The organism is Lyngbya sp. CCY1209 (assembly GCF_055795065.1).
Window position 1 is genome coordinate 1 of sequence record NZ_JAYFER010000172.1, and the last position, 12,329, is coordinate 12,329.

Consider the following 12,329-nt stretch of genomic DNA (forward strand, 5'->3'; position numbering starts at 1 on the left):
AAACTTCCATGTGTCTTGGCGATTTCTAGCCCCTACACCCTACACCCTACACCCTACACCCGCGCGCAGCGCTATAACTATAGGAGCGCGCACTGCTATAAAATGTACTGAGAATCCTCCGCCAGCAGCCGATACTGGACTCGGGCGGGGAGGGAGGGTTTCCCATCGATGGTGATCGCTTGCAACGCCTGCCACGCCAATTCCAGGGCGGATTTATCCCCTTCAAAAAAGACGCCGAGCGGCGACAAAGGTAATATCAAATGTCTGTCGGCTTGATTCCCAAAAATTTCCCCTCTGCCCCGGTCGCCCCTGTGTCCGGCCAACGCCATTTTTCGGGGGAAAATGAAACAGCCCTGTAGTCCGGGGTGCGGTGCGATCGCGATCGCCAACAGCCGGGCGAAAAGTTGCCTACCGCCAAGATTTGGAACCCGCCAAATTTCCCAACGCTTCGATGCCCCGGATCGCGCAGGAGAGGGGCATGACTCCGGAAACGAACAGCAAATGTCCGGGGACGGAATTATCGCAGAGGAGAAACGTGAGATCGACGATCAGGACGTAGCGGATTTCATCATGTTCAACGATCAGGGAATTGACCAACTCATCGAAGGGGTCAATGGAAAAAAGTTGGTCGGAAATGGTGATAGAGCCGCCCATGAGATTCCCCAAAATCCGCACGAAACTGCCCAACAAAATATTCCCCATTTCGGTGAGCACTTCACAGGCCGAAACATTGAGCTGTACGATGGGTTGTCCCAAACGTTTGCACAGCAAATTGGTGAGCATCACCGCCACGTAATAATCGAGGAGCATCAGACAATCGCCGGGGTGGGGGCCGGACAGAGTTTGGTGGATGCTGGCTACATCATTTTTCAAGGTGTCGGTAAATTCGGCCGCACATTTGCTGAGGGGATAGAGGGAGATCCCCGAAACTTCCAGGACGACGGGAGATTGAATCAAGTCGGAAAGAGCCGTCGCCGTCCGCCGGGAGAGAATCAGGTTCATGAACCCGACGAGGGCATCTTCTTGTTTTTGCGTCAGCAGCATCACGAGACCTCGCAGAATTTCAACGTACAGGATTTAAAGAGACTCCAGAATGGCCAAGGCCATTTCGTTCAAGGGGACGCTGCGATCGCTCAAACCAGCCTCCACCACAGATCGCGGCATTCCGTAGACCACGCAGGTTTCCTCCGCCTCGGTGAAAATCGTCCCCCCGTGGGACTTGACCCAGGCCGCACCCTGTTTGCCGTCGGATCCCATCCCCGTCATGACGACGCCCAAAACGCGATCGCCGTACACCTGCGCCGCCGACTGAAACATCACGTCCACCGAGGGGCGGTGGGGCAGGTCGAAGGGTTTCGCCTGCAAGACGACGTCAACGCTCCCGTCGAGCCGGCGTTGGAACGCCAGATGGCGACCGGCCGGGGCGACCAACACTTCCCCGGGGACGACCAAATCCCCCGCCCGGGCTTCTTTGACGCGGAGGGCGCAGAGGTGGTCCAACCGCTGGGCGTACATTTTGGTGTAGCCGACGGGCATATGCAGGACGACGGTCACAGGGACAGGAAAATTAGCCGGCAACTGGGGGATCAGGAACGCGAGGGCCTGGGGGCCGCCGGTGGAAATTCCGATCGCCACCAATTCCACCTGTCCGGAACTGAGAACCTGGCCGGGAGGCGCGACGGGCGAACTCTCGTTGAGGACGGGGAGGCAGTGGATGGGGACGCTGGCGGCGGTTTTCACCTTGGCGATCAATTCTTCGCCAATGTCGAACATTTTTTCCGTCGCCAAAGCCGTGGGTTTGTGGACGAAATCCACCGCCCCGGCATCCAGGGCCGAGAGCACCATTTCTCCCCCCTCGTTGGCGATGCTGACCACGATCGCGGGCAGGGGACGGCGGGCCATTTGTCGGTGAAGGAACTCCACGCCGTCCATTTTGGGCATCAACAGGTCCAGTGTCACCACATCGACGCGGTCGCCGAGTTGTTCGATTTTTTCCAGGGCTTCTTCCCCGTCGTGGGCGACCCCCACCACCTCGATAAAGGGGCTGCGGGAGAGCATCTGCCGGATCACTTTGCGGACGTAGGCGGAATCATCGACGATCAAAACGCGGATAATATTTTTCATAGTTTTAGGATACTCCATCGGAATTGACAGGACTCAGGATGACTTGACGTAGAGGAAGGCGCCGTCGATCTCTAGCAACTGGAAATCGGTTTCGAGCTGCAACAGAGATTCGGAGGAACTCAGAAACAAATAGCCCGGTGCGGATAATTTTTCGTATAACGTTTTTGCCGTTTTCCGAATGGACGAATCCGAAAAGTAGATAAACACATTGCGACAAAAGATAAAATGGGCGCGGTCGATAAATGTCAGGTCATCTGGCGATCGCAGGTTGGCAACTTTCCAGCGGATGCGATCGTGAATTTCCGGAACAATTCTCCAATTGTGTCCGTCCGGGACGAAATACTTGCGTCGGAGTGAGGGGGAGAGCGATCGAAACGAATATTCCCGGTACAGTCCAGCCCGGGCCTTGGCGATCGCCCGCGGCGAGGCGTCGCTGCCGTAGATGCGGATGGGTATCCGGTGAAACCACCCGGCCTCCTGGAGGGCTATGGCAATGGAGATCGGTTCCTCGCCGCTCGAACAGGCTGCGCTCCAGATCTGAATGGGTCGAGCCATCCCCGCATTGCCCCACCCCAAATTTCCCCCCAAAACATCCTTGACATATCGAGGCAGCAGGACATTGACCAGGGCATCAACCTGGTCAAATTCGCGCCAAAAGAACGTTTCAGAAACCGTCAGAGCATCCATCAAATTGACCCATTCATCCGCCGCATTCTCATCATATTTTAACAGGTAGTAGTAATCCAAAAACGAGTCAAAATTCCACTCAAAAATTCGCGGATAAAGCTTGTCCGCCAACAGGTCGCGCTTGCCGGATTCGTAATATAAACCCGTTTTTTCGTGAATCAGATCCCGCAAAATCACGAAGGTGCTTTCGGGGAGTTCGAGAGAGTTGGGACGAAATGTCATGTCTCACCTTAATCACAATTAGGAAGACAGAAAAACCTATCTCCGATGGGGAGAAATGTACTCCGGGTCTGCCTTGTCTCATAGTGTTGTCGAAAGAATTGCGAGGATTTACAATTTCGACCAACTGTTGCTCAAGAGTGCAACCCCCGGTGGGCGACGCGACGGACCGCAGGGGAGGGGTCGGAGCGGGCGAGTCGGGCCAGTTGCGCTTCGCAGGTGCGATTTCCCAGGTAAACCAAGGCATTCACGGCGGCCAGACGCACGTTTTGATCAGAGTCGCCGAGGGCTTCGATCAGACATTCGGAGGCTTGGGGATGCTTGAGCCGCTTGAGCACTTCCACCACCGAACAGCGGACGCCGGGATGGACGTGGCGCAGCCCTTCGGCAATCAATTCGATGTACTCGCCTTGCAGACGTTGCGGACAATTCCGCGTCACCAGGGCATCAAGACAAGTTTCGCGGATACTCGGATCGACCGTCAACTCCAGCAGGGCCGAAATCGCCTCCGGCGTTGCGATGCGGGAGAGGGACTCGATCGCCGCGGCCACCACCCGCTCCTCCGGGTCGGCCGCGGCCATCCACTGCAGGGCGACCCCCGCCTCCTCGCCGCCCCGTTCCCGGAAGGCGTGGAGGGCATCCAGACGCCGTTCGGGGTCGGGAGAATTCAGGGCCGTCAGCAGGGGAGGCACGGCCTGGGCGCGGTTGATGCGCCCCAAAGCCCGGAGCGCCGCCCGGGCGACATCCCCCTCCGGGTCGTCCGTATCGGCCAACCGGGCCAGGATCGGCGTCGCCCTCACCCCGCCGATCCGCCCCAGGGACTCCGTAGCCGCGGCCCGGACGGGGTGGGCCGGGTCGCCGTCGGCCAACTGTTCGAGGGAGGCGAAGGCCCGCTCCGCCAGGTCGGTCTCGCCGTCGGAGGGGGCGTGAGGGGTGGAGTCCGGGATCTCGATCCCCTCCAGGGTGTCGATCAGATAGTAATCGTAGCGGCCGATCGCCCGGGCGGCCTGGTAGCGCACCCAGTGGTCTGGGTCTTCCAGGGCCCGCAACAGGTGGTCCAGGGTGCGGGTATCTTCCAATTCGCCCATCGAGTGAGCCGCCGCCGCCCGCAGCCCCGCCGCCGCCCCCCTGATTGCCTCCACCAGGGTGGGGAGCACCCGCACGTCTTCCAAATAGGGCAGGTGTTCCACCGCCGCCCGGGCCACCCGCTCCACCGGGTCGCGGGTGCGCTCCAACAGGCGATCGACGCAGTTTTCAAAGGCGAAGTACCCGGCAATTTTCACCGCCGACTCCCGCACGTGGGGATCGGGGTCGGCGAGGCGATCGCAGATGTGTTCCGGCATGGCCGGATGTCCGAGGGAATTGAGGGCCGCGATCGCCCCCAGGCGCACGGCCGAGTCCGGGTGTCCCAACAGCGCCAACAGCGCTTCGTAGGCCCGCCCGTCGCCGATTTGGGCCAGGGCCGCGGTGGTGGCCATCACCAATTCCGGCTCCGCGTTGCCCAACAGGGAGGTCAGGGGGGGAACCGCCCGGGTGCTGCCGACCCGCCCCAAAATCGTCACCGCCGCCTTGCGGGTTTCCAATTCAACCGCGTCCAACTGGGGGATCAGCAGGGGAGCCACCCGGGGGCCGTAGCGCACCAGAGCCTCGACGACGCGATCGCGCACTTCCGCACAGCCCAGGAGTTCGCAGAGGGTGCGCTCCACCGCCTCCCCTTCCAGCCACCCCAACATCAAGACCAACCCCTCCAATTGCTCCGGGGGTTCCGACGTCTGCCTGACCGCCCGCAACAGGTTTTCGATCCCGGCCGGCTCGAGGGTTTGACGGGCCAGGTCGGCGACGTGAGTCCCCTCTCCGAGTTGTTCGTAGTGGCCGTAGATCGACGTGATGCCCCCGACGATCTCCCGGACGGGGGGATCGGGGCGGTTGAGTTGGGCCGTCAGGGGGGCGATCGCGTCGGCGTCCCCCAACTTTCCGAAGGCCTCGATGACGGGCAGACTCAGCAAATCGTCCTCCAGCAGGGGCAGCAGCCGGGGGACGATGCTGGCGTCGCCGATGCGGACCAAACTCTCGATCGCCGGAAAAGCCAGAAAAAAGTCCCCCGACCGGGCAATATCCACCAAAGCGTCCACCGCCTCCCGGGCGCGGAGTTGCCCCAAGCTCTCGATGGCGTGATAGCGGACGTTGACGTCGGCATCGCCGAGCAACTCGATCAGGGGTTCGATAGCCCGGGGGTCGTGGCGCTCTCCCAACGCCAGGGCCGTATAGATCCGCAGGTCGGGGTCGGGGTCTTTCAGGCATTCCGTCAGGGCCGGCACCGGATCGACGTTGCTGAGGGCGAGGATTTGCAGGGTGGCGTTGAGGACGCCGGGGTTGCGGTGCTGCTCCCGCATCAGCCGCAGCAGGCTGCGGATCAGTTCCGGGTCGTCCGCCAGGGTCAGGTTGTCCACGGCCTCCCGGCGCAACTGCCAGTTGAGGGTCTTTTGCAGCAGGGGGACCAGGTGGGGGGTGAGTTTGGCGTCGGCCATCTGCATCAGGGCGTCCAGGGCGGGAAAGGCTAGGAAAAAGTCCTCGGACTCGGCGATCTGAATCAGGCGATCGACCGCTGCGACGGCCCGCAGCCGCCCCAAACTCTCGATCGCGTGGTAGCGGACGTTCGGGTCGGGATCGTCCAACAGCGCCATCAGGGGGGGAATGGCGCGGGGGTCGGGCCGCTTGCCGAGAATTTGAGCCACGTAAATCCGCAACTCGGCATCTTCGTCCCCCAAACACTCGATCAGCACCGGGATCGTATCCACCTTGCTGAGGGCGAGCACCTGCAAGACGCTGTTGAGGATGCCGGGATTCCGGTGCTGCCGGCGCAGGAGTTCCAAGAGTTCGGCGTTCACCTCCGGCGTGTCGCACTTGGCCAGGTGTTCGACCGCCCGGGCGCGAATTTGCCACTGCCGGTCCTGGAGATCTTCGAGCAGGGGTCGGTAGGATTCGGGGGTTTGGGGGGCTTCGGAGGCGGCGGAGTGGGGGTCTCGGGCCAATTCCCGCTCCCGCTCCCGCGACATACGCTCGGTGACGTCTTCCAGGGTGATCACCAACCCCACGATGTCGTCTTGTTCCCGCAGCGGCGCGATCGTCACCCGCTGCTGCATCTGGTCGAAGTAAGGGGAAGGAGAACTGGGCGCACAGGGGATCAGATAGTGGTGCAAGGCCGGGGCTAGGGTTTCGATCGCCCCCGTTTCCAAAACCTGCCAGAAGCGTTGCAGCAGGCCCCGGGATTCCAGGTCGGGGATCAATTCCCCCAGGGACAAACCGTACACCTCTTCTCCCCGGCGTCCGGTCATTGCCGCCAGTCGGGAGTCCCAAGATCGCACGATCAAACGGTTGTCGGTGGTAAAAATACTGATGGTCATCGGTTGGTTCCAGAAATAGGGAATAGGGAATAGGGAATAGGGAATAGGGAATTTTTGAATGGGTGACTTTTCACTTTCCCCACGCCCCACATCCCCCTCAGGCGCGATCGACGATGGCGGTGAGGGCTTGGGCTTGGGCGGTCAACTTCGCCGTCGCCTCCAAGGTCTGTTGCACCCCCTGCGCGTTGCGATCGGCGATCTCTCGGATACTTTCCAGGCCGGCCAGCAGTTCGGCGGAAATGCCCGAATGTTCCAGATTCGACGTTCGGATCGTCGCCACCTGTTTGGCGATGCTGCGGGTGGCCGTATTCATGTCCTGCACCGCCCGGGCCTGTTCGGCCATCGCCTTGGCCAGTTGCTCGGACTGAGATTGCATATTTTGAACCGCTTCCGTGATTTGGTTGGCGTTGGTCGATTGTTCTTTCATCGACCGGGTGATGCCCGTCACCATCTGGGAGAGTCGCTCCGCTTCCTGGGAAATTTGATCCCCCGCCGTGGACTGTTCCGCGATCGCCCGGGAGGTGGTGACGACGCCCCGGCGCATGGATTCCACCGCCTGCATGATTTGCTCGGCTCCCTTACTCTGTTCAAACGTCGCCTTGCGAACCTGTCCGGCGAGGTTGTTGGTATTTTGGGCCGCTTTGATCACATCCCGAGCCGCCCGAGCCTGTTCCCCCATCGCCTGGGTGACTTGCTGGGAAATTTGGCGCATATGGCGGGTGGACTGGACGACGCCCTGGGTCGTCTTCGCCTGCTCTTTGGTGGCGCGGGCGACCTCTTTGGACTGGTCGGCGGTGGTGTTGATGGCGTTGACGACCGTTTGGCCGGCCGCAAGTTGTTCGTCGGAGGCGCCGGCGATCTGGGCGATCAGTTGGGTGATCTGTTCCACGCCCCCCAGAATTTGCCGCAGGCTTGCCAGGGCGTCTTCGGCTTGGCTCCCGCTATCTTCGGCCATGCGGAGTCCGTCGTTGGAGGTACTCACGGCATCCCGGACCACCGACTGTAACCCTTTGATGATGGTGGAAATGTCGGAGGTGGCCTGGGCCGCGCGGTCGGCGAGGTTGCGAATTTCTTCGGCCACCACCGCGAACCCCCGTCCGGCCTCCCCGGCTCGGGCCGCTTCGATGGAGGCGTTCAGGGACAGGAGGTTGGTGCGTTCGGAGATCAGGTTGATGGTATCGACGATGCTGCCGATCTCGTCGGTGCGCTTGCCCATGTCCCGGATCACGTCGGCGGATTTGACCATCGAATCCCGCACCCGCCCCAGGCCGAGGATGCTTTTTTCGATGGTTTTGCCCCCTTTGTCGGCGTCGAGGGCCACACCCCGGGCGATCTCGTTGGCCCGCTGGGTGAGGGTGCCGATGGAGCGGATGGAGCGATCAAGCTGTTCGGCGCTGGTGGCCGCGTCGCTGGCGACTGCGGTGATGCGATCGCTGTTCTGGGCTACGCCCTGGACGGACTGGGCGATCTCTTCCATCGAGGTGGACACCTGTTCGACGGTGGCGGCTAAATTTTCGACGGTGGCGGAGACCTGTTCGATGGAGGCGGCCATCTCGTTGATGGAGGCGCTGGTTTCTTCGGCCGCGGCGGTGAGGTCGTCGGCATTTTGCGCCACGCCGCCGATGGAGCTGGTCATCTCTTCCATGGAGGCGGCGGTCTCGTTCACCGATGTGGTCAGGTTTTCGGTGTCGAGGCTGACGCTTTTGATGGAGGCGGCCATCTGGGTCATGGAGGCGGTGACTTGGGTGGCCGAGGTCGCCATTTCTTGGGCGGTTTCGGCTACTTTTGCCGTGGTGCTGCTGCTCTCGGCGATGGAGATGGCGGTCTGCCGGACGGCGGTGGCCAGGGCGGCGCTGCTGGCGGAGACCTGTTCGATGGAGGCGGCCATTTCGTTGACGGAGGACACCAATTCTTCCGTGGAACTGGCGACGGATTCGGTCTGGGCGGCTGTATCGTTGAGGGAAGTGGTCATCCCCCCGACGTTGCCACAACTGCGATCGAGCAGTTGCAGTTGGGATTGGGCCCCTTCCGAGACTTGGCGGGCGATGTCGGCAATTTTGACGGATGCCTGATTGAGGCGATCAATTTGGCCGCGGATGGCTGTGATATCTAATCGTGAGGTTTGGCGATCGCCCGTCCCGACGGAACCGTTACGATTGTTTTTTTGCTGTTTTTTGCCCATTTTTAAATCAACCTTTCTCGTGCTGGATGGATGGATGTGCGATGGGGGATGGTGGAGAATCGAGCCGCTTCAAGATACCAATTCCGGCAGGGTCAGCAGTTCGTCGATATTGAGGATCAAAATCACCCGCTCCCCCAAGGTGGCGATGCCGGCTAAATATTTGCCGCTTAAACTGGAAATCCCCTCCGGAGGCGGTTGGATGGCGCCGTCGAGGATGTTGACGAACTCCCGGGCCGTATCCACGATGAAACCCACCGTGCGATGTTCGGAGTGAATCACGATCAGCCGCGTCCGCAGGTTGTAGGGGATTTTTTCAAATCCGAATCGCACCCTCAAATCGATCGCGGGAATGACTTGGCCCCGGGAAAACACCACCCCTTCCACGAAGGGCGGCACGTTGGGAACTGGGGTGATCTGCTCGACCATTTCCATCTGCAAGACCGTTTCCGACGGAACGCCGTAGGTCGTGCGATCGAGTTCAAACAGAATAAAAGGTTGGGAACGATCTGACGAGTTAACCATAAGAATGACAGGGAGAATTCAACGCGACGGCGCGAACTTCAAATCGAATTCGACCGGGTTTCTCAATTCGGAGCCGGACGCCGATTTTGATAGTAATTACGGGCCGATAAATGGGCTTGGTTTTGGCTGCGGATCAGGGCGACGACATCTAAAATCAAAACCGCCCGCCCGTCGCCGAGTTCGGTCGCCCCGGCGATTCCCGGACTCTGGACGAAGGGGTCGGTCAGGGGTCGGACGACGATTTCTCGCAACCCCACGATCCGATTCACCACCAGTCCGGCGGAACTGACGCCGTTGCCGATCGCCACAATCGTCAGTTTTTCCGGAACCGTTTCTGAATCCGAAACGCAGTTGAACAGGCGCTCCAAATAGTTGAGCGGTACAATTTGACCCCGATAAGAAATAATTTCGTGACCTTCGAGGCGGATGATCGCCGATTTTTCGATATCCATCACCTCCCGCACGGAGGATTGGGGGATGGCAAAAGTTTGGTTGCACACCCGCACGATCAAAGCGTCGGTAATCGCTAGGGTCAGGGGTAAATGGATGGTGAAATGGGTCCCATTTCCGGGCCGGGTCGTGAACGTCACCACCCCGCCGAGTTCCTGGACGGTGGTTTTGACGATCGCCATCCCCACCCCCCGGCCGCTGGCGAGGTCGGCCTCTTCCCGGGTGGAAAATCCGGGGGAACACAGCAGGTCCAAAATGGTTTGGGCGTCGGCGTTGTCCGGGTCGAAAATTTCGGCCGGTTCGGAGATGAGCCCCAGTTGCCGTCCCCGCTCGAACACCCGCCGGATATCGATCCCCCGGCCGTCGTCTTCGATCTCCACTGTCACCATTTCCCCCGCCGTCGAAGCCCGCAGGGCGACCCGGCCTTCGGCGGGTTTTCCAGCTTCGACCCGTTCTTCGGGGGACTCGATGCCGTGGCTGACCGCGTTGCGAACCAGGTGCAGCAGGGGGTCCATCATCCGCTCCACCACGAATTTATCGATTTCGGTTTCCTGGCCGCTGATGTCCAAGGCTACCTGTTTGCCGGTGACTCGCATCAAGTCCCGGACCGCGAACTGCATCCTGGCGAAAATTTCGCCGATGGGCACGAGCCGCACCTGCATCACCCCCTGGCGCAAATCCCGCAGTTGCCGCTCCAGGGTGAGGGCGATCTCTTGCAGGGTGCGCCGTCGGGCCGCCGGGACGCTGGCGGGCAGGTGTTTCAAATTTTCGTCGAGCCGGGCTCGGGTGATCACCAATTCTCCCACCATCCGCATCAGTTCGTCGAGTTTGGGCAGGTCCACCCGCACCAAGTTGGAGGTGCCCATCAGGGGGGCGGTTTTGGCCGTCGGGGGGGCAATCGCGGTTTCGCCCGATTCCCCATCCCCGTCGCCGTCGGGCGGCGGTTCCTCCGCGACTTCCGACTCCTCCGACGCTTCCCGACTCCCTAATACCGACTCCCTAATACCGACTCCCGACTCCGCTTCGGGTTCGGCGATTTGAAACGGTTCCCAACTCAGGCCCTCGGCTTCCCACCCCGCAAACGTGCCCTCGGCTTCGTCTGTGGTCAAGATGAAGTCGAATACGATTTTATTGTCGGCTTTCAGGCGGGGGGCGACGTGAATCAACTCGCCGATTTGGGTGAGCCGTTCGCGGATGCCGTTGACGCCGATTCCCCGTTTGGAGAGTTCGGTGTCGGGGCTGAAGGTGAAGTGCCAGAGTGGACAGCCGCTCTGGGCGAGGGTTTTCAGGCGATCGACATCCTCCGGCTTCAGTTTCACCTCGCAGGGGGTGACTGCGGTGGCGACGGGGGCCGGTTCCCGGGGAATCACCGCTTCGAGTTGGCGGACGGCCGGGGCGATGTCGGGACTTTCTGCTGCGTCGTCGCGCCGGCTTTCGATCGCCCGTTCCAGGGTTTGGGTGCCCACCATCAGGGCGTCGAATCCTTCCGGTTTTAAGGTGATTTGCCGGTCCCGGAGCGATCGCAGGTAACTCTCCATGTGGTGGGCCAGTTCCTCCGCGTCCCGCACCCCCACCATCGCCGAGAGCCCTTTGACGGAGTGGAAGCTGCGGAACAGTTCGTTCAAAATCGACCCGTCAATTTGGGGGCGATCGACCCAGGATTCCAGAGCCAACAGTTCCCGGCGCACCACCGCCAAATGTTCTTCGCACTCGGCGAAATAGTCGTCTAAGAAGTCGTTGAAAAAATTGTTGTTTTCTGTTGAACTAGACACGGCCGCCCTTCCCATTTATTGACTTGCATGGCTGGTCGAGGGTTCGGAGAGTAAGTTGACAATTTCCCCCGCCAGGGATTTGGGATGGAAGGGCTTGGTCAAATAACAGGCCGCCCCGGCCGCCAGGGCTTCGCTGCGACTGCCTTCATCTCCTTTGGTCGTCAAAATGACGATCGGGGTTTTGCTATACTGCGGGTGATTGAGGACAAATTGCAACACCTCCAACCCGTGCATATCCGGCATATTTAAGTCTAAAATCATCAGGTCGAATGGCGCAATTTCTAACTGTTCGATCGCCTCCAACCCGTTCCCCGCTTCGCCAAATATCACATCCTTCACGTCCCGCAGGGATGCCATCACCATTTTTCGCATGGTTGCTGAATCATCGACGACTAATATCCGTCTCATATTGTTGGACTCCTAAGCGTGAATACGTCGGGTTTCATCCCACATTGTTTTTCTATTTTATCCCCCGCTTGACCTTCGTCTTTTTGACCCTTTTGGCTGGGGGGTTCTAGGGGGGCGGGCGAAATTCGGCACCCCATGGATGCTAGAGCAGACCATCCATCCGATCGCGATCGGTTGAAAGCACCCCCAATTCTGCACTTGATGCCGATCGGTCGATTGTCCAATTGATCCGCGTGAATTTCTGTCGATACTTTTCTCGCTATAATTTGAGGCACAGAAATATAATTCTAATTATATTCGACTCGGGTGACGCCTCAGAAGAAACTGTTTAAAAAATTAACAGATCCTCACCGATCATTACAATTGTCAGGTCAAAAAATAAAAAAATATTTAAGTTTTTCCGGCCGCCGGCTAGATCGAAGACTCGGGTCGTGAGGCTCAACCCCGGGAGACTACCCCGAGTTTGAACCTCACCCGTCACGCCACCTGTTATCAGTCCGCAGATTTCGCAGATTTTCGCAGATTGGGAATGGGTAATGGGGAATTGGGAATCGTTTATAA

9 protein-coding genes are annotated in these 12,329 nt (G+C 59.9%); all 9 read right to left on the minus strand.

The features are described from left to right. Nucleotides 1-95: 95 nt before the first annotated feature. The 9 genes from AC0QHF_RS02545 to AC0QHF_RS02585 all read right to left on the minus strand — a co-directional run bounded on the left by AC0QHF_RS02545 (nt 96) and on the right by AC0QHF_RS02585 (nt 11,768). Entirely contained in the window at nt 96-260 is a 165-nt protein-coding gene (locus AC0QHF_RS02545) for a hypothetical protein (protein ID WP_324702612.1), read from the minus strand. Nucleotides 261-408: 148 nt separating this feature from the next. Further along, nucleotides 409-1,044: a chemotaxis protein CheC gene (locus AC0QHF_RS02550; RefSeq protein ID WP_324702613.1), complete on the minus strand. Its 636-nt coding sequence runs from the start codon at nt 1,042-1,044 to the stop codon at nt 409-411. Nucleotides 1,045-1,077: 33 nt separating this feature from the next. Then, nucleotides 1,078-2,124, minus strand: coding sequence for a protein-glutamate methylesterase/protein-glutamine glutaminase (locus tag AC0QHF_RS02555; protein WP_324702614.1), 1,047 nt, complete (start codon nt 2,122-2,124; stop codon nt 1,078-1,080). A 33-nt stretch (nt 2,125-2,157) separates the two neighbouring features. Further along, nucleotides 2,158-3,033, minus strand: coding sequence for a CheR family methyltransferase (locus AC0QHF_RS02560; protein ID WP_324702615.1), 876 nt, complete (start codon nt 3,031-3,033; stop codon nt 2,158-2,160). Nucleotides 3,034-3,164: 131 nt separating this feature from the next. Next, nucleotides 3,165-6,434 (minus strand): HEAT repeat domain-containing protein, encoded by a 3,270-nt coding sequence (locus AC0QHF_RS02565; RefSeq protein ID WP_324702616.1) that lies wholly within the window; start codon nt 6,432-6,434, stop codon nt 3,165-3,167. Nucleotides 6,435-6,531: 97 nt separating this feature from the next. Beyond that, entirely contained in the window at nt 6,532-8,616 is a 2,085-nt protein-coding gene (locus AC0QHF_RS02570; protein ID WP_324702617.1) for a methyl-accepting chemotaxis protein, read from the minus strand. 69 nt (nt 8,617-8,685) lie between these two features. Further along, nucleotides 8,686-9,138: a chemotaxis protein CheW gene (locus AC0QHF_RS02575; RefSeq protein WP_324702618.1), complete on the minus strand. Its 453-nt coding sequence runs from the start codon at nt 9,136-9,138 to the stop codon at nt 8,686-8,688. 62 nt (nt 9,139-9,200) lie between these two features. Then, nucleotides 9,201-11,360, minus strand: a complete 2,160-nt coding sequence (locus AC0QHF_RS02580) for a chemotaxis protein CheA (protein ID WP_324702619.1) — start codon at nt 11,358-11,360, stop codon at nt 9,201-9,203. A 15-nt stretch (nt 11,361-11,375) separates the two neighbouring features. Continuing rightward, nucleotides 11,376-11,768, minus strand: a complete 393-nt coding sequence (locus AC0QHF_RS02585; protein ID WP_324702620.1) for a response regulator — start codon at nt 11,766-11,768, stop codon at nt 11,376-11,378. Nucleotides 11,769-12,329 lie beyond the last annotated feature (561 nt).

Excerpts from the sequence above, each read along its gene's own strand:
- AC0QHF_RS02550 (WP_324702613.1), bottom strand. The coding sequence starts at position 1,044 with ATGCTGCTGACGCAAAAACAAGAAGATGCCCTCGTCGGGTTCATGAAC.
- AC0QHF_RS02555 (WP_324702614.1), bottom strand. The coding sequence starts at position 2,124 with ATGAAAAATATTATCCGCGTTTTGATCGTCGATGATTCCGCCTACGTC.
- AC0QHF_RS02560 (WP_324702615.1), bottom strand. The coding sequence starts at position 3,033 with ATGACATTTCGTCCCAACTCTCTCGAACTCCCCGAAAGCACCTTCGTG.
- AC0QHF_RS02565 (WP_324702616.1), bottom strand. The coding sequence starts at position 6,434 with ATGACCATCAGTATTTTTACCACCGACAACCGTTTGATCGTGCGATCT.
- AC0QHF_RS02570 (WP_324702617.1), bottom strand. The coding sequence starts at position 8,616 with ATGGGCAAAAAACAGCAAAAAAACAATCGTAACGGTTCCGTCGGGACG.
- AC0QHF_RS02575 (WP_324702618.1), bottom strand. The coding sequence starts at position 9,138 with ATGGTTAACTCGTCAGATCGTTCCCAACCTTTTATTCTGTTTGAACTC.
- AC0QHF_RS02585 (WP_324702620.1), bottom strand. The coding sequence starts at position 11,768 with ATGAGACGGATATTAGTCGTCGATGATTCAGCAACCATGCGAAAAATG.